This is a genomic window from Phenylobacterium sp. GW821-FHT12F10, assembly GCF_058806695.1.
Window position 1 is genome coordinate 84425 of the sequence record NZ_JBXAPY010000004.1, and the last position, 15313, is coordinate 99737.

General features: G+C 69.4%; 18 protein-coding genes. 8 read left to right on the top strand and 10 right to left on the bottom strand.

Going from position 1 to position 15313, the window contains the following annotated elements:
* Positions 1-68: 68 nt before the first annotated feature.
* Positions 69-1517 carry a CYTH and CHAD domain-containing protein gene (locus tag AC1RN5_RS19680; protein WP_493043158.1) on the bottom strand — a complete coding sequence of 483 codons (1449 nt, stop codon included), beginning with the start codon at positions 1515-1517 and terminating at the stop codon, positions 69-71.
* Between the two features lie 57 nt (positions 1518-1574).
* On the opposite strand from AC1RN5_RS19680, the gene bioB reads away from it, so the two are divergent.
* From bioB to AC1RN5_RS19700, 4 genes are all read left to right on the top strand, one after another.
* The gene (gene bioB / locus AC1RN5_RS19685; RefSeq protein WP_493043160.1) at positions 1575-2567 is read left to right on the top strand and encodes a biotin synthase BioB; all 993 of its coding nucleotides are present in this window, start codon (positions 1575-1577) and stop codon (positions 2565-2567) included.
* Between the two features lie 38 nt (positions 2568-2605).
* Positions 2606-2992: an MmcQ/YjbR family DNA-binding protein gene (locus tag AC1RN5_RS19690; protein WP_493043161.1), complete on the top strand. Its 387-nt coding sequence runs from the start codon at positions 2606-2608 to the stop codon at positions 2990-2992.
* A gap of 78 nt (positions 2993-3070) precedes the next feature.
* A complete protein-coding gene (locus AC1RN5_RS19695) occupies positions 3071-4033 on the top strand; it encodes an ABC transporter ATP-binding protein (protein WP_493043642.1) in 963 nt (320 codons plus the stop codon).
* Complete coding sequence (locus AC1RN5_RS19700; RefSeq protein WP_493043165.1) at positions 4030-4791, top strand: ABC transporter permease; 762 nt, start codon at positions 4030-4032, stop codon at positions 4789-4791. The genes AC1RN5_RS19695 and AC1RN5_RS19700 overlap by 4 nt, the downstream gene beginning before the upstream one ends.
* Before the next feature lie 211 nt (positions 4792-5002).
* Here AC1RN5_RS19700 and AC1RN5_RS19705 read toward each other — a convergent pair whose 3' ends face one another.
* Genes AC1RN5_RS19705 through chvI form a run of 5 tightly spaced genes read right to left on the bottom strand, consistent with a single transcriptional unit; the run spans position 5003 to position 8446 of the window.
* Entirely contained in the window at positions 5003-5275 is a 273-nt protein-coding gene (locus tag AC1RN5_RS19705; RefSeq protein ID WP_493043167.1) for an HPr family phosphocarrier protein, read from the bottom strand.
* On the bottom strand, positions 5272-5676 hold the full coding sequence (locus tag AC1RN5_RS19710) for a PTS sugar transporter subunit IIA (protein ID WP_493043170.1): 405 nt from the start codon (positions 5674-5676) through the stop codon (positions 5272-5274). The genes AC1RN5_RS19705 and AC1RN5_RS19710 overlap by 4 nt, the downstream gene beginning before the upstream one ends.
* Positions 5677-5686: 10 nt before the next feature.
* The gene (locus AC1RN5_RS19715; RefSeq protein ID WP_493043171.1) at positions 5687-6172 is read right to left on the bottom strand and encodes an HPr kinase/phosphorylase; all 486 of its coding nucleotides are present in this window, start codon (positions 6170-6172) and stop codon (positions 5687-5689) included.
* Positions 6169-7770, bottom strand: coding sequence for a two-component sensor histidine kinase ChvG (chvG, locus tag AC1RN5_RS19720; protein ID WP_493043173.1), 1602 nt, complete (start codon positions 7768-7770; stop codon positions 6169-6171). The genes AC1RN5_RS19715 and chvG overlap by 4 nt, the downstream gene beginning before the upstream one ends.
* Complete coding sequence (chvI, locus tag AC1RN5_RS19725; protein WP_421933495.1) at positions 7739-8446, bottom strand: two-component response regulator ChvI; 708 nt, start codon at positions 8444-8446, stop codon at positions 7739-7741. Before chvI ends, chvG begins: the two co-directional genes overlap by 32 nt.
* A gap of 183 nt (positions 8447-8629) precedes the next feature.
* Here chvI and AC1RN5_RS19730 point away from each other — a divergent pair, with 183 nt between their 5' ends.
* Positions 8630-10345 carry a hypothetical protein gene (locus AC1RN5_RS19730; RefSeq protein WP_493043176.1) on the top strand — a complete coding sequence of 572 codons (1716 nt, stop codon included), beginning with the start codon at positions 8630-8632 and terminating at the stop codon, positions 10343-10345.
* Here AC1RN5_RS19730 and pseC read toward each other — a convergent pair.
* Both pseC and pseB read right to left on the bottom strand, forming a co-directional pair.
* Complete coding sequence (gene pseC / locus AC1RN5_RS19735) at positions 10342-11505, bottom strand: UDP-4-amino-4,6-dideoxy-N-acetyl-beta-L-altrosamine transaminase (protein WP_493043177.1); 1164 nt, start codon at positions 11503-11505, stop codon at positions 10342-10344. The genes AC1RN5_RS19730 and pseC overlap by 4 nt on opposite strands.
* Complete coding sequence (pseB, locus tag AC1RN5_RS19740) at positions 11505-12569, bottom strand: UDP-N-acetylglucosamine 4,6-dehydratase (inverting) (protein ID WP_421933489.1); 1065 nt, start codon at positions 12567-12569, stop codon at positions 11505-11507. The genes pseC and pseB overlap by 1 nt, the downstream gene beginning before the upstream one ends.
* 95 nt (positions 12570-12664) lie before the next feature.
* Here pseB and AC1RN5_RS19745 point away from each other — a divergent pair, with 95 nt between their 5' ends.
* On the top strand, positions 12665-13075 hold the full coding sequence (locus tag AC1RN5_RS19745; RefSeq protein WP_493043180.1) for a Tat pathway signal protein: 411 nt from the start codon (positions 12665-12667) through the stop codon (positions 13073-13075).
* Positions 13076-13107: 32 nt separating this feature from the next.
* Here the strand turns inward: AC1RN5_RS19745 and AC1RN5_RS19750 are convergent, their stop codons facing one another.
* Positions 13108-13416 (bottom strand): 4a-hydroxytetrahydrobiopterin dehydratase, encoded by a 309-nt coding sequence (locus tag AC1RN5_RS19750; RefSeq protein WP_493043182.1) that lies wholly within the window; start codon positions 13414-13416, stop codon positions 13108-13110.
* Positions 13413-14069, bottom strand: coding sequence for an HAD-IA family hydrolase (locus AC1RN5_RS19755; protein WP_493043184.1), 657 nt, complete (start codon positions 14067-14069; stop codon positions 13413-13415). The genes AC1RN5_RS19750 and AC1RN5_RS19755 overlap by 4 nt, the downstream gene beginning before the upstream one ends.
* 67 nt (positions 14070-14136) lie before the next feature.
* On the opposite strand from AC1RN5_RS19755, the gene AC1RN5_RS19760 reads away from it, so the two are divergent.
* Positions 14137-14493 carry a VanZ family protein gene (locus tag AC1RN5_RS19760; RefSeq protein ID WP_493043186.1) on the top strand — a complete coding sequence of 119 codons (357 nt, stop codon included), beginning with the start codon at positions 14137-14139 and terminating at the stop codon, positions 14491-14493.
* On the top strand, positions 14490-15302 hold the full coding sequence (locus AC1RN5_RS19765) for a heme-dependent oxidative N-demethylase subunit alpha family protein (RefSeq protein WP_493043187.1): 813 nt from the start codon (positions 14490-14492) through the stop codon (positions 15300-15302). The genes AC1RN5_RS19760 and AC1RN5_RS19765 overlap by 4 nt, the downstream gene beginning before the upstream one ends.
* Positions 15303-15313 lie beyond the last annotated feature (11 nt).

Genomic DNA, 15313 nt, shown 5'->3' on the forward strand with positions numbered 1-15313 from the left:
GCGGGCTCTATAGCCGCGCGAGCGCCACCCTGCAACCAACGTATAAAGATATCTTTATATGAGTAGGCTTAACGCCAGAAGACGGGCGCCTGGGCCAGCTTGGCCATCTCCTTGGCCGCGGTCTTCAGGGCCTTGGGGCGGGCGGCCTCGCGGGCGGCCATCAGGTCGCGGGCCGCGGGCGCGTCGTCGGGCGCCAGACGGGCCACCAGGGTGGCGGCCACGGCGCTGTCGTTGAGGGCGCCCAGGCTGTCCTGCAGGGCCTTCAGCCGCTTGATGAACCGCCGGCCCGGCTCGGGGCCGAACAGGGGGGCGAAGGCCTCGGCGGCGTAGCGCAGCTTCTTGGCGGCGATCCGCACCCGGTGGCGGCCGGGATCGTCCAGCTTCTGCAGGTCCTTGCCCAGGCGCAGCACCTTCTTCCAGCGGCGCTCCAGGGCCTTGGCGGCGAAGTCGCGGGCCGAGCGGCGGGCGTGGCGGCTGGCCTCGTCGCGCCAGGCGCCGGTCTCCACCCAGGCCGAGGTCTCCAGCACCAGGTCGCGGAAGCGCTTGGAGGCCACGGCGGCGGCGGCCTTGGCGTGGGCCTGGGCGCGGGCGGCGGCCACCCGCGGCGACAGGGGCGCGTCCTCCCCCACCAGGGCGGCGTTGTCGTGGCTGAAGACGTCTAGGTCGCGCGCCTCGTCGCAGGCCCGCGACAGCCATTTCAGCTCGGCCTTCAGGTGGCGGACCCGGGTGTCCTCCACCACCGACTTGAAGGTGCTCATGGCGCTGCGCATCCGGCGGACCGCCACGCGGAGCTGGTGCAGGGCGTCCTCGCCGTCCAGCTCCCGCAGCACCACGCCGTTGGCGGCGATCTGCACCAGGGCGTTGCGGGCGATGGTCTGGAAGGCTTCCCCGGCGGTGCCGCCGCGCCTCAGCGGCGCCTTGTCGTGCCGCCGCGGCTCGTGGAGGGTCCCGGCGCGCAGCCCCTGGCCCTGGGTCGCCTTGCCGTCGAAGGACAGATAGAGCGGCGCGGTCAGCGAGAGCTGGCGGGCGAGGGCGAACAGGGCCGCCGGATCGCCGGACTTCAGCTCCAGCTCCAGCTCGCACAGGCTGCGGCGGCGGTCGTCGGTGGCGACCTCCCCCTGGTCCAGGGCCAGCTCGATCTGCGCCCCCTCATAGGTGAAGGTCCGCTGCTGGCGGGTGACACGGACGGTGAAGACCGGCGCCAGGGCCTTGCGCTGGGCGGGTTTGAGGGCGGCCTTCACCGCCGGCATGGTGAGGTCCAGCATGTCGCCGGCGATCTTGGCCTCGTGCTCCTCGCGGGCGAAACCGTCGCCGCGCTTCAGGGTCTGGACGCGTTTTCCATTGCTCTCGCGCAGGCGCAGGGAGATGTGGGCGGCCTTCAGATGGCCCTGCGGGGTATCGAAATAGACAGCTGTCAGGTGCTTGGTCTCGGCCTCCCCGACGGGGGCGGCGGCCAGCAGGGCGGGCACATCCTGCGGCTCGCACAGGAACTTCAACTCGATCTCGTCGGCGCCCATGCGCTACATGCTCCCGTGCCCGACTCAAAATGGGCGCCCAGACCCGAGGAGTGCACCATGAACGCCCCCTTCAATCCCGTCCTTGATGAAACGCAACCGCGGCACGATTGGTCGCTGGGGGAGGTGGAGGCGCTCTTCGAGCTGCCGTTCATGGACCTGGTTTTCCGCGCCGCGCAAGTGCACCGGACCTGGTTCGACCCCACCGAGGTCCAGCTCTCCCAGCTCCTGAGCGTGAAGACCGGCGGCTGTCCCGAGAACTGCGGCTATTGCAGCCAGTCCCAGCACTTCAAGACCTCCACCACCGCCAGCAAGCTGCTGGAGGCCGACACCGTGATCGCCGCCGCCGCCGAGGCCAAGGCCGGCGGGGCCCAGCGCTTCTGCATGGGGGCGGCCTGGCGCGACCTGAAGGACCGCGACGTGCCCAAGGTGGCCGCCATGATCGCGGGCGTGAAGGCCTTGGGCCTGGAGACCTGCGCGACGCTGGGCATGCTGACCCGCGACCAGGCCCAGTCCCTGAAGGACGCCGGCCTCGACTACTACAACCACAACCTCGACACCGGCCCGGACTATTACGACAAGGTGGTCACCACCCGCACCTACCAGGACCGCCTCGACACCCTGGAGGCCGTCCGCTCGGTGGGGATGTCCACCTGTTGCGGCGGCATCGTCGGCATGGGGGAGACCCGCCGCGACCGCGCCGGCCTGCTGCACGCGCTGGCCACCCTGCCGGCCCACCCCGACAGCCTACCCATCAACGACCTGATGCCGATCCCCGGCACCCCGCTGGGGGACTCCACTCCGGTGGACGGCATCGAATTCGTCCGCATGATCGCCGTGGCCCGCATCCTCTGCCCCAAGACCGTGGTGCGGCTCTCGGCCGGCCGCGAGCACATGAGCCGCGAACTCCAGGCCCTGTGCTTCCTGGCCGGCGCCAACTCCATGTTCATCGGCGGCCGGCTGCTCACCACCGCCAACCCGGACAAGGACACCGACGCGGCCCTGATGGCCGACCTGGGCCTGAAGCCCATGACCATGGGCGTCTCCGCCTAGGCCTTTTCGGACGGCATGGCGGTGCTAATCTCGCCGCCATGCCCACGCCGCACCAACAGGCCGAAGCCGAACTGACCGCCTACGCCTTGAGCCTGCCGGAGACCGATCTCGCGCCGGGCTGGACCGACACCCGCTACCTGCGGGTGCGGGGCAAGGGCTTCGCCGTGTTCGGCGACAAGGGGCAGGCGCAGGACGCCTTGACCCTGACCTTCAAGCTGCCGATCTCCTACGAGATGATCCAGGACCTGCCCTTCGTGCGGCAGGGTTCGCCCTGGTATCGCCAGAACAGGTGGGCCATCGCCCACTTCGGTCCCGACGACGACATCCTGGCCGAGCTGGACACCCTGAAGGGCTGGCTACGCCAGAGCTACCTGGCCATGGCGCCCAAGCGCCTTGGGCGGCTGCTGACAGAATCCGGCGCCTGATCGATGAATCCTTGGCCGATGTCGGCCCGGGCGATCCTAATTCGTCCTGCGGACTAGCTTGACCCACCCCCCGGCCCTATCTGGCGGGGACCCTCGAACGACCCCGGAGCCTCCGTGCAGCCGATCATATCCGTGAAGGGTCTGTCCAAGACCTATGCCGGGGGCTTCCAGGCCCTGAAGACCATCGACCTGGACATCCGCCGCGGCGAGATCTTCGCCCTGCTGGGCCCCAACGGGGCGGGCAAGACGACGCTGATCAGCATCATCTGCGGCATCGTCAATCCGGGCTCGGGCCAGGTCCTGGCCGACGGCCACGACATCGTCACCGACTATCGCGCCGCCCGCGCCAAGATCGGCCTGGTGCCCCAGGAACTCTCCACCGACGCCTTCGAGAGCGTCTGGGACACGGTGAAGTTCAGCCGCGGCCTGTTCGGCAAGGCGCCCAATCCGGCCTATATCGAGAAGATCCTTCGCCAGCTCTCCCTGTGGGACAAGAAGGACTCCAAGATCATGGCGCTCTCGGGCGGCATGAAGCGCCGGGTGATGATCGCCAAGGCGCTGAGCCACGAGCCGCAGATCCTGTTCCTCGACGAACCCTCCGCCGGGGTCGATGTCGAGCTGCGCCGCGACATGTGGGAGATGGTCCGCGGGCTGCGCGACAGCGGCGTCACCATCATCCTGACTACCCACTATATCGAGGAGGCCGAGGAGATGGCCGACCGGATCGGGGTGATCAGCGGCGGCCAGCTGATCCTGGTGGAGGACAAGGACGTCCTCATGCAGAAGCTGGGCAAGAAGCAGCTGACCCTACACCTGCAGGCGCCGCTCACGGCCCTGCCCAAGGAGCTGGCCGGCGAGCCGCTGGAACTGTCGGCGGACGGGACGGAGCTGGTCTACACCTTCGACACCCAGGGCGAGGAGACCGGCATCGCCGACCTGCTGCGCCGCCTGGCCGGCCACGGCATCGATTTCAAGGACCTCCAGACCAGCCAGAGCTCGCTGGAGGAAATCTTCGTCAGCCTGGTGAGGGCCCCGCGATGAACATCTACGCGATCCGCGCCATCTATCAGTTCGAGCTGGCCCGCACCTGGCGCACGGTGCTGCAGTCCATCGCCTCGCCGGTGATCTCCACCTCGCTCTATTTCATCGTCTTCGGCTCGGCCATCGGCTCGCGGATGACCCAGATCGACGGGGTCAGCTACGGCGCCTTCATCGTGCCGGGCCTGATCATGCTGTCGATCCTGACCGAGAGCATCTCCAACGCCTCCTTCGGCATCTACATGCCCAAGTGGTCCGGCACGATCTACGAGGTGCTGTCGGCGCCGATCTCGCCGATCGAGATCGTCATCGGCTATGTGGGGGCCGCGGCCACAAAGTCGGTGATCCTGGGCCTGATCATCCTGGCCACGGCCCGGTTGTTCGTGCCTTTCAGCATCGCCCACCCCTTCGTGATGATCGCCTTCCTGGCGCTGACGGCGGTCACCTTCTGCCTGTTCGGCTTCGTGATCGGGGTCTGGGCCGACGGCTGGGAGAAGATGCAGATCGTGCCGATGATGATCGTCACGCCGCTCACCTTCCTGGGCGGCAGCTTCTATTCCATCAGCATGCTGCCGCCGATCTGGCAGAAGATCACCCTCTTCAACCCGGTGGTCTATCTGGTCTCCGGATTCCGCTGGGCCTTCTACGACAAGTCCGACGTCGGCGTCGGCGTCAGCCTCGCGGCCACCTTCGGCTTCATGCTGCTGTGTCTGGCGGCCATCACCTGGATCTTCCGCACGGGCTACAAGCTGAAGACCTAGGCGCGGACGCGGCAAACCTCTGGTGTCATCCCGGCCGCAGCGAAGCGGAGGGCCGGGACCCAGATGCGCGGAGCTCTCAGGATAGATCGGTGGGTATGGGTCCCGGTCTTCCGCTGCGCGGAAACCGGGATGACACCCTTTGCTTGTTCGCGAGGTTCGTGGACAATCTTCTTCCGGCAGCGGGAGCCGCGCGGGGCCGGTGATGGTCCGCCTATTCGTCCTCGTCGAAGCGGTCGGCCACCAGCTTGGCCAGGGCCTCCAGGGCCGGTTCAGCCTCGGCGCCGTCGGCCTGGATCTCGATGCAGGCGCCGGGGCCGGCGGCCAGCATCATCAGGCCCATGATCGAGCGGGCGTCCACCACCTGGCCGTCCTTGCAGACCGTCACCTCGGCGTCGAAGGTCGAGGCCATCTTGACGAACTTGGCCGAGGCCCGCGCGTGCAGGCCTCGCTTGTTGACGATCTCGACCGAGCGGCTCGCCGTCATTTCTCGCCGGCCAGCACGTAGGAGGCCACGGAGATGTACTTGCGCCCGGCCTCCTGGGCGTGGGCCACGCAGTCCTGCAGCGGCAGCTTGGTGCGCACGCTGGCCAGCTTGATCAGCATGGGCAGGTTGAGGCCCGCGATCACCTCGGCCTTGGTCTGCTCCATCACCGAGATGGCCAGGTTCGAGGGCGTGCCGCCGAACATGTCGGTGAGCAGGATGACGCCGTCGCCGGTATCCACGCGTCCGCAGGCCGCCAGAATGTCCTGGCGGCGCTTTTCCATGTCGTCTTCCGGCCCGATGCAGATGGAGGCCACCGCAGTCTGCGGGCCCACCACATGCTCCATGGCGAAGACGAACTCCTCGGCCAGACGCCCGTGCGTGACGATCACGAGGCCGATCATGCCAACTCTCTCAACGGGAATCCCCACCCGGCGGCGGCGAAACGCCGGCCGCGAGGCCGCCTAGATACGCTCCTTCTTGGCCGCCTCCAAGATGCTGCAATGCGCGACTCAGTTTCACAGGCGCCGAGGATTCAAGCGGTGCGAGAATTATCAGGGGCACGCTCAACCCGAGGTGCGTCATGAAGGCCCGTTCCGGAATCCGCTCCGGGGTTCCGCAGCGCACCGCCAGGTCGACGCCGCTCCAGGCCAGGGCCGGCTCGGCCACCACGCCCAGGCCGCGCGCCTCGATCCGTCCGGCCAGGGTCTCCGGCGCCCGGCCATAGAGGCGGCCGCCGGAGGTCCAGAGCATCACCCGGTCGTCGGCCACCAGGCGGAAGCCCCGGTCCAGGCAGCGCAGGGCCAGGTCGCTCTTGCCGGCCCCCGAGGCGCCCTCGATCAGGACGCCGCGCCAGCGGCCGCCGCGGAAGGCGGCGATCAGCCCGGCGTGGAGGATCACCGGCGGGCCTCGGGCAGCACCACGGTGAAGCGGGCGCCGGCCACCTGACCATCGGCGCCGGTCCGGTTCTCGGCCCGGATGGTCCCGCCCTGGGCGGCGACGATCTGGCGGGCGATGGACAGACCCAGGCCCGAATTGCCGCCGAAGGCCGCCCCCTTGGGCCGCGAGGTGTAGAACCGCTCGAAGACGGTCTCGAGATTGTCCGGCGGAATGCCGGGGCCGTCGTCCTCCACCGCCACGGTGGCCTCGCCCCGGGCGTGCTCCAGCCGCACCCGGACCTCGCCGTCGCGGGGGCTGAAGGAGCGCGCATTGTCGATCAGGTTGCGGAACACCTGGCCCAGCGGCCCCTCGCGGCCGGAGACCATGATCGGCTCCAGGGTGTCCTGGGCGCTGAACGTCACCCGGGCCTCCCCGGCCTTGGCGGTGTCCTGGTAGAGCTGCACCACCTCGCCGATCAGGTGGCCCAGGTCGAAGGCCTTGGGATCCTCCCGCGACAGCTCGGCGTCCAGCCGGGAGGCGTTGGAGATGTCGGTCACCAGCCGGTCCAGGCGGGTGACGTCCTGCTGCAGGATGGCCAGCAGCCGCTCGCGGGCGGCCGGGTCCTTCACCAGCTCCAGGGTCTCCACCGCCGAGCGCAGGGAGGTGAGCGGGTTCTTGATCTCGTGGGCCACGTCGGCGGCGAACCGCTCGATGGCGTCCATCCGCTCGCTCAGCACGTGGGTCATGTCCTGCAGGGAGCGGGTCAGGTCCCCCAGCTCGTCGTCGCGCCGGGCGATGTCGGGCAAGGAGATGGAGCGGGCCCGGCTGAGCCGCACCCGATCGGCGGCCCGCGCCAGGCGGCGCACCGGCTGGGCGATCAGGTTGTTGAGCAGCAGGGAGGAGGCCAGCGTCACCCCGATGGCGATCAGGATGAAGGGGATCAGGGCCAGGCGCTCGCGGGCGATGATCTCGTCGACGTCGCTGGCCTCGAGCGTCAGGACCCCGAGGACGGCCTGGACGTGCTGGATGGGGATGGAGACCGAGACCACCCGTTCGCCGTCGTCGCCGGCCCGCATGCCGGCCCAGTGCTTGCCGTCCAGGGCCTGGGCCACCTCGTGGGCCAGCGCCTTCTGCACCCCCGGCTGCGGTCCCGGCGGCTTGCGCTCGGAGCGGAACTGCAGGGAGAAGCCGGGGTCGTCCTCCCGGGGCCTGGCCGGCGGCAGCACCTTCCACTCCACCCGGTCGGCCACCCAGTAGCTGTCGGCGATCAGCCGGCCCTTGGAGTCGAACAGCCGCGCCCGCTGGGTGCGGGGGTTGGAGAGCAGCTGCAGGATCTGGCTGGCATAGGCCCCGTCCATCGAGGGCAGGGGTTCGCCCACCGTGGCGGCCTGGTCGATGATGGTGGCCATCAGCTCGCCCTGGGTGGTCAGGCTGTCGATCCGGGCGTTCACCAGGCCCCGGCGCAGCTCGTTGAGCACCAGGGCCCCGATGATCAGGATCGTCAGGCCCAGCAGGTTGAGCACGATGATGAGCCGCCCCAGGCGTGAGCCTGGCAGCCAGCCGAACCATGAGGACAGCCGTCCCGGGTCAGGTCTCGCGGTATCGGTATCCGACGCCATAAAGGGTCTCGATGCCGTCGAACTCGGGGTCGACCTCGCGGAACTTCTTCCGCATGCGCTTGATGTGGCTGTCGATGGTGCGGTCGTCCACATAGACCTGATCGTCGTAGGCGGCGTCCATCAGGTTGTCGCGGCTCTTCACGAAGCCGGGACGCTGGGCGAGCGACTGCAGCAGCAGGAATTCGGTCACCGTCAGCTTCACCGGCTTGCCCTCCCACAGGCAGTCGTGGCGGGCGGGGTCCAGGGTCAGCTTGCCGCGCTTCAGGGCGCGCGCGCTGGTGTCGCCAGGTGTGGCCAGCGCCTCCTCGGCGTCGGCGCCGGCCCGGCGCAGCACCGCCTTCACCCGTTCGATCAGCAGGCGCTGGCTGAAGGGCTTGTGCATGTAGTCGTCGGCGCCCAGGTTGAAGCCGAGGATCTCGTCGATCTCCTCGTCCTTGGACGTCAGGATGATCACCGGCAGGTCGGAGGTCCGGCGCAGGCGGCGCAGCACCTCCATGCCGTCCATGCGGGGCATCTTCACATCGAGGATGGCGAGGTCGGGCGGGTCGTTCTCCAGGGCCGCGAGGCCCGCAGCGCCGTCGTAGTAGGCCTTGACCGTGTGGCCGTGGCTTTCGAGGGCGAGGCTCACCGACGTGACGATGTTCTCGTCGTCGTCCACCAGGGTGATCTTAGCCATGATCGGGGATCAATTCCTTTCAGGAAGCAGCAGCCAAGCTAGTCGCCCCACAGCGTGGCCTCAATGGGGCGGGGGAAACCTCCCCATCCCTATAACGCGTCACCGCGCCCATCGCGCCCAATCGTCGCAGTAAACTGGCTTTAAGTTTGTTGCGCGAACATGGGTCTTACTTCGGGGGATTCCATGAGCGGCGCGCAGGTTCACTACGAGGTCTTCAGCAAGAAGACGCCCGGCGGCGCGTGGGTGCTCGACCTGGCCACCGAGAACCGCGCCGGGGCGCTGGCGACCGCCAACGAGATGATGGCCGCCAAGAAGGCCGCCGCCGTGCGCGTCACCAAGGAGACCCTCGATCCCGAGACCCGCGAGTTCCAGTCCATCGGCATCCTGAACCTCGGCAACAGCGAGGCCCCGAAGAAATCCAAGGTCAAGGAAGACAACGACCCCCTCTGCGTCACCCCCCAGGACCTCTACACCATCCATGCCCGCGACCGGATCGGCCGCCTGCTGGAGGGCTTCCTGGAGCGCAAGGGCGCCACCCCCTTCGAGCTGCTGCACCGCGCCGACCTGGTGGAGGAGCTGGAGGCCTCGGGCACCGACCTGCAGCACGCCATCCAGAAGCTGGCCATCCCCGAGGCCCAGGCCCGCGGCCTGTCGGTCCATGAGCTGATCCGGGTCTTCCAGGGCTTGGTGGAGCGGGCCATCGAGCGCCTGCTCAAGGACAGTCGCAAGGGCGAGCTGCCCAATGTCGACAAGGAAGGCTTCGCCCGCGCCGCCGAACGCGTGTCCCAGCATCCGGAGCGGGCCTACCTGCTGGGCGCCGGGGTGGCGGTCTCCATCGCCCCGGCCCGCAGCTGGACCGAGAAGGTCACCCGCCTGCTGGACCTGGCCGACTCCGCCCCGGTCACCGGCCCGCCGCGGGGCCTGGCCCTGGCGGTCATCGAGCAGCCCCTGTCGGAGATCCTCGGCGCCAAGTCGGGCCTGGACGACATCATCGGCAAGGACCTCGACCTCGGCGCCCGGCTGGCGGCCATGATCCGCCTGGCCGCCTGCGAGCCGGTCGAGGGCCTGATGCGCATGGAGCCCTCGGTGGCCAAGATGATGCCGCCGTTGTCGGAGACCGCCCAGCGCCTGGCCAGGTGGCTGGCCACCGAGGACTTCGGCGCCGTGCGCCTGGCCATCGCCAAGCGGGTGATCCGCGAGCTCACCGGTCCCCGCCGCCTGCGCCCCGGCGACGCCGCCGGCGAGATCGCCGTCATGCGGGCCCTGGCCATGGCGCTCACCGCCGCGGCCGGGACCATGCTCTCCCTGGACGACGTGCAGGAGGCCTTCACCACCCGCTCGCGGATGCTGGTCACCGGCGACTTCGTGGAATCCTATCTCGGCGCCAACAGGTCCTGCCGCGAGGAGGTCGAGGCCCTGATGTGGCTGGTGGAGAACGTCATCGGCGCCGCCAACAAGCGCCAGGCCGGCCGTTACCTGGCCGCCAATGTCAGCGGCATGCGTTTCGAGAAGGAATTCCGCCTCAGCTCCGATTCCCCCGGCGTGAAGCTCGAGGTCCTCGCCAAGCTGCAGAAGCAGGCCGCCCGCAGCGGCCTGGCCGCCGAGGACTACGGCCCCATCCAGGGCAAGATCGGGGAGGTCGGCGGCCTGGTGGAGGCCGATTCCAAGGTGGTCTCCATCGTCGCCAAGTCGGCCCAGGGCCCGGTCCACCGGCTGATGGTGCTGCTGCGGATGGCGATCGGCGAGACCGCCCCCACCGGCCCCACCGCCGACCGCGCCCGCGCCGAGGCCCTCAAGCTGGTCCGCCGCGACGACACCCGCGCCGAACTCGCCCGCGCGCCCGAGCGCATGGGCCAGGTCCGCCAGCTGCTGGCGGCCATGACCAGCGCGGCGGCCTAGAGTCCCAGCACCTCGGCCAGGGCGCCCACCACCCGATCCACGTCTTCGTCGGCCATGCCGGGATAGAGCGGCAGGGAGAGGCAGGTCTCGTACCAGGCCTGGGCGCCGGGCAGGTCCAACGGGCCGTAGCGGTCGCGATAATAGGGCTGGGTGTGGACCGGGATGTAGTGGACCTGGGTCCCCACCCCGCGGGCCTTGAGGTCGTCCACCACCTGGCGCCGCGTCTTGCCGGCGGCGGGGAAGTCGACGAGCACGGTCATCAGGTGCAGGACCGGCTCGCTCCAGTCGGGCCGGGCGGCCGGGCGCACCATCGGCGCCAATGACGCCAGGGACTCCCGATAGCGGGCGGCCAGCGCCCTTCGCCGGGCGGCGAAGCGGTCCAGCTTGGCCAGCTGCGAGAGACCCAGGGCGCAGAGGATGTCGGGCAGGCGGTAGTTGAAGCCCGGCTCCGGCATCTCGTAGATCCAGGGATCGGCCCCCTCCGGCTTCACCATCCCATGGCTGCGCAGGGTCTTCAGGCGCTGGGCCAGGGCCGGGTCATTGGTGGTGACCATGCCCCCCTCGCCGGTGGCGATGGTCTTGACCGGGTGGAAGGAGAAGGTGGCCATGGCCGAGTGGCGCACGTCGCCCACCCTCTCGGCCTGGTTCCCGAAGCTCATGGTGGAGCCGAGCGCGTGCGGCGCATCCTCCACCAGCACGGCGCCGGCGCCCTGGGCCAGGGCCGCCAGGGCCGGGAGCTCGGCCACGTCGCCCCGCAGGTGGACCGGCAGGACGGCCCGCAGCCGGCGGTCGCCGACCCGGCTCAGGGCCTCGGACAGTGTGTCGGGGGTCATCAGGCCGGTGGTGGGGTCGACGTCGGCGAACACCACCTCGGCGCCCACATAGCGGGCGCAGTTGGCGGTCGCCAGGAAGGTGATGGAGGGCGCGATGCAGACCTCGCCGGGCTGCACGTCCAGGGCCAGCATGGCCAGGTGCAGGGCCGCCGTGCCGTTGGCGCAGGCCACGGCGTGGCGGGCCCCCACCGTCTCGGCGAAGGCGGTCTCGAAGGCGTCCACCAGGGGGCCGGTGGTCAGGAAGTCGCCGCGCAGGGCCTGGGCGACGGCTTCGATATCGTCGTCCTCGATGGTCTGGCGGCCATAGGGGAGCAGGGCCGCCGCCATCAGTCGGTCAGCCGCCGGCGCAGGGGCGGGGCCACCGGCGCGGGGTCGTTGATCAGCTCCATCAGGCCCTCGCCGCTCAGCCACTCGTCATTGGTGTCGCTGGCGTAGCAGAAGCCGTCCGGCGCCAGGGGATGGGTCCTGGCGTAGCTCTGCCGGGTGTATTCCACGAAGGCCGGCTCGATGGCGTAGCGGTCCCCGAGGTCGACGGTGGTCCGCGCGTCGTCCACCGAGATCATCATCTCGTGCAGCTTCTCGCCGGGCCGGATGCCGATCACCTTGATGGCCACCCCCGGCGCCATGGCCTGGGCCAGGTCGGTCATCTTCATCGAGGGAATCTTGGGCACGAAGACCTCGCCGCCGCGCATCAGCGACAGGGAGGAGAGCACGAAATCGACCCCCTGGTTCAGGGTGATCCAGAACCGGGTCATGCGCGGATCGGTGATCGGCAGCTCGGTGGCGCCGCGCGCCAGCAGCCGCTGGAAGACCGGGGCCACCGAGCCGCGCGAGCCCACCACATTGCCGTAGCGGACCACGGAGAACTTGCAGCCGATGTCGCCCGACAGGTTGTTGGCCGCCACGAAGGTCTTGTCCGAGGCCAGCTTGGTGGCCCCGTAGAGGTTGGCGGGGTTGCAGGCCTTGTCGGTGGAGAGCGCGATCACCTGCTTCACCCGGTTGGTGAGGCAGGCCCAGACCACGTTCTCCGCGCCCATGATGTTGGTGTGGATGCATTCGGAGGGATTGTACTCCGCGGCCGGCACCTGTTTCAGGGCCGCGGCGTGGATGACGATGTCCACCCCGCGCAGGGCCAGGGTCAGACGCTCCCGGTCGCGGACGTCCCCCAGGAAGAAGCGCATGCAGGTGAGCTGCTCGGCCGGGAACTTCTCGGCCAGGTCGGTCTGCATCTCGCTCTGCTTCAGCTCATCGCGGGAATAGACGATGAGCTTGCGGGGCTTGGCCCGCAGCAGCACGGTCTCGATGAAGCGTTTGCCGAAGGAACCCGTCCCGCCGGTGATCAGGATCACCTTGCCGTCGAGGTCGAGAGAGGTTGGCGCGAAACGGCCCAAGGGCGGGCTCCCATCACAAGCTGCGAATCTTCGCCGCACTGTCGGACGCCGCCCGTAAAGAGACCGCTAACCATAATGCGGCACACCGTCACGGCATGGATCGTCGTCGCCTGCTCCGTCTCGCCGCCCTCGCCGCCGCCCTGCCGGCGGCCGCCCACGCGTCCGGGGGCGGGGAGAAGAGCGAGAAGAAGAAGGGCGGCGGCCTGTCCTATCTGCAGCTGCCCACCCTGACGGCGACCATCATGCGTCCGAACGGCCGCCGTGGGGTCCTGACGGTGGAGACCGGCATCGACATTCCCGACGTCGCCCTGCGGGCCCGCGCCGAACTGCTGGCGCCGCGCTTCCGGGCGGCCTTCGTCCAGGCCCTGCAGATCTACGCCTCGGGGATGAACGCGTCGGGTCCCCCCAACGCCGACTTCATCGCCCGCGAGCTGCAGCGCGAGACCGACCGCGTCCTGGGCAAGCCCGGCGGCCGGCTGCTGCTGGGGACCATCCTGGTCAACTGACCCTTCCCTCCCAGGCCGGGAGGGCGCGGGTCCTAGTTCTTCAGCCCGGCGTGGTGGGCGGCCTCGTCCATGAAGGTGGCGAGCGTCACGTCCAGCTCCGTGACCCCGTCGGCGTCGTGGGTGGCGAGCGTCACCTCGACCCGATTGTAGACATTGAACCACTCCGGATGGTGGTCGAGCTTCTCGGCCATCAGGGCGACCCGGGCCATGAAGCCGAAGGCGGTGTTGAAATCGGGAAACAGGTAGGTCCGGGTGATGGCGTCGCGCGGGCCGCCGAGCGCGCCCCAGCCCGGCAGCTTGGCGAGCGCCGCGGCCGCGCCGATCTTGCCCGGCCGGCTCATGACACCGCCTCGTCGAAGATCAGGCCGGTGGCGGCCGAGAGTTCGGCCAGGGTCTGGTCGACATCCACCACCTTGATGGCCCGCATGCCGAGCGCGGCGGCCGGCTTGCAGTTGATCCCCAGGTCGTCGAGGTAGACGCAGGCGCCGGCCTCCACCCCCAGGGCCTCGCACATCATCAGGTAGATCGCCGGATCGGGCTTGCGCACCCCGGCCTTGGAGCTCTCGATGATGTGGTCGAACAGCGGCATGATCTGGCCCATGGCCCCGGCCGCCCGCTGCGGCGCGTCGGCGCCGGGCGAGTGCATGCTGACCATGTTGTTGGTGATGCAGCCGACCTTGAACTGTTCCTTGCAGGCCTTCAGCGCCGCCACCATGCGCGGCCGCACGACGCCCGACAGCAGGGGCAGGACGTGGCTGCCGGGGATCGGATGGCCGAGCGCCGTGGACTCCTCCAGGAACAGCCTGTCGAACCCCTGGGTGTCGATCTCATTGCGCTCGAACAGCGCCCAGGCGTTGGTGTCGGGATTGGTGGAGTTGACCCGGCGGATCAGGTCCTTGGGCACGCCGTTCTCCGCCTCATAGCGGGCGAAGGCCTCGAAGGGCGAGGAGGTGAACACCCCGCCGAAATCCCAGATCACCGCCTCGACCGCCATCATTCGCTCCGCCTTGAAATGCGGCGCGACGCTAGAGACGCTGAAGGAGACGTGCAAGTTAAGGGGCATGTTTATCGACCGCCTGCCCCGCCCGCTCCGCCTGGCCCTCTACGCCCTGGCCACCGCTATCCTGTTGATGATGTGCCTGGTCCCGCAGGAGGACCTCCCCTCCGCCAACATGGGCGACAAGATCGAGCACAGCATCGCCTGGTTCATCCTGACGGCGACCGGACTGCTGTTGTCGCATCATCGGCCCCGCGCCATCGCCGCCTACGCCATCGGACTGGGGGTCGCGGTGGAGGTGCTGCAGGCGACCATGGGGTTCGGTCGTCACGGCGACTGGCGCGACCTGGTGGCCGACAGCCTCGGCGTGGCCGCCGCCCTGGCTCTCTACGCTCTTGTCCAGAGGCTGCGCCGTCGATGAGCCACCGGCCGTGGGAGGAGGGCGCCGACTTCGCCATCGGCCTGGCGCCCATCGACGAGGCCCACTGGCTCGAGGGCGGCGAAGCCGACCCGGCCGCGCGCAAGGACCCGCTCTATGCCGACCATCGCGATCTGGTCTGGGGCGAAAGGGACGGGTCGCGTCCGGGCCAGATGGCGGTGGCGGGCCTGATCGGGGTGACGCCGACCGGCGACCTGCCGCCGCTCTACGCGGCCTCCCGTACGGTGTCAGACGATCTGGTTCTGGTGGAGAAGTCCGAGGGCCATTGGCGGGTCAGCGCGCTGAGCCTTTCGGCGCCAACCTTCTTCACCGCACGGGAGGTGTTGGGCAAAAGCCTGGCGGAGATCCACGGCCCGGTGAACGGCTTCAACGACCGGTTCCTGGTGCGGCTGGTCCGCATCTTCGATGGTCTGCGCCCGGGCCTGATCCTGCAGCGGCGCAACTGGTCGGTGGTCAATTCCAGCGAAACCTTCACCCCCTTCTCGGGCCCCGTCCGCGCCCGCATCGGCGAGATCTCGCCGGGCGAGGTGGGTCAGGCCCTGTTCACCCGGGTGGAGCGCCAGACGGTGCGCCGGCTGCCGGGGACGGGCGGGGTGCTGTTTTCCATCCGCGTCTGGCTGACCCCGTTCGCCGAGCTGGCGCGGAGCCCGGAACGTCTCGCCGCCTTCGCCCGGGCCTGGCGCGCGGCCGCCCCGGATTTCGCGGCCTATAAGGGTTTTCACCTGTACGCAGACCTGGTGGAGGCCTTTCTTCGCGCCGAGGGTGAAAGTCACAGCGTTAACGGCGCCTGATCCTCAACGTT

What these genes read in the sequence shown, in the direction of transcription:
- AC1RN5_RS19680 (WP_493043158.1), bottom strand. Translation starts at nt 1,517, where the DNA reads ATGGGCGCCGACGAGATCGAGTTGAAGTTCCTGTGCGAGCCGCAGGAT.
- bioB (WP_493043160.1), top strand. Translation starts at nt 1,575, where the DNA reads ATGAACGCCCCCTTCAATCCCGTCCTTGATGAAACGCAACCGCGGCAC.
- AC1RN5_RS19690 (WP_493043161.1), top strand. Translation starts at nt 2,606, where the DNA reads ATGCCCACGCCGCACCAACAGGCCGAAGCCGAACTGACCGCCTACGCC.
- AC1RN5_RS19700 (WP_493043165.1), top strand. Translation starts at nt 4,030, where the DNA reads ATGAACATCTACGCGATCCGCGCCATCTATCAGTTCGAGCTGGCCCGC.
- AC1RN5_RS19705 (WP_493043167.1), bottom strand. Translation starts at nt 5,275, where the DNA reads ATGACGGCGAGCCGCTCGGTCGAGATCGTCAACAAGCGAGGCCTGCAC.
- AC1RN5_RS19710 (WP_493043170.1), bottom strand. Translation starts at nt 5,676, where the DNA reads ATGATCGGCCTCGTGATCGTCACGCACGGGCGTCTGGCCGAGGAGTTC.
- chvG (WP_493043173.1), bottom strand. Translation starts at nt 7,770, where the DNA reads ATGGCGTCGGATACCGATACCGCGAGACCTGACCCGGGACGGCTGTCC.
- chvI (WP_421933495.1), bottom strand. Translation starts at nt 8,446, where the DNA reads ATGGCTAAGATCACCCTGGTGGACGACGACGAGAACATCGTCACGTCG.
- AC1RN5_RS19730 (WP_493043176.1), top strand. Translation starts at nt 8,630, where the DNA reads ATGAGCGGCGCGCAGGTTCACTACGAGGTCTTCAGCAAGAAGACGCCC.
- pseC (WP_493043177.1), bottom strand. Translation starts at nt 11,505, where the DNA reads ATGGCGGCGGCCCTGCTCCCCTATGGCCGCCAGACCATCGAGGACGAC.
- AC1RN5_RS19745 (WP_493043180.1), top strand. Translation starts at nt 12,665, where the DNA reads ATGGATCGTCGTCGCCTGCTCCGTCTCGCCGCCCTCGCCGCCGCCCTG.
- AC1RN5_RS19750 (WP_493043182.1), bottom strand. Translation starts at nt 13,416, where the DNA reads ATGAGCCGGCCGGGCAAGATCGGCGCGGCCGCGGCGCTCGCCAAGCTG.
- AC1RN5_RS19755 (WP_493043184.1), bottom strand. Translation starts at nt 14,069, where the DNA reads ATGGCGGTCGAGGCGGTGATCTGGGATTTCGGCGGGGTGTTCACCTCC.
- AC1RN5_RS19760 (WP_493043186.1), top strand. Translation starts at nt 14,137, where the DNA reads ATGTTTATCGACCGCCTGCCCCGCCCGCTCCGCCTGGCCCTCTACGCC.
- AC1RN5_RS19765 (WP_493043187.1), top strand. Translation starts at nt 14,490, where the DNA reads ATGAGCCACCGGCCGTGGGAGGAGGGCGCCGACTTCGCCATCGGCCTG.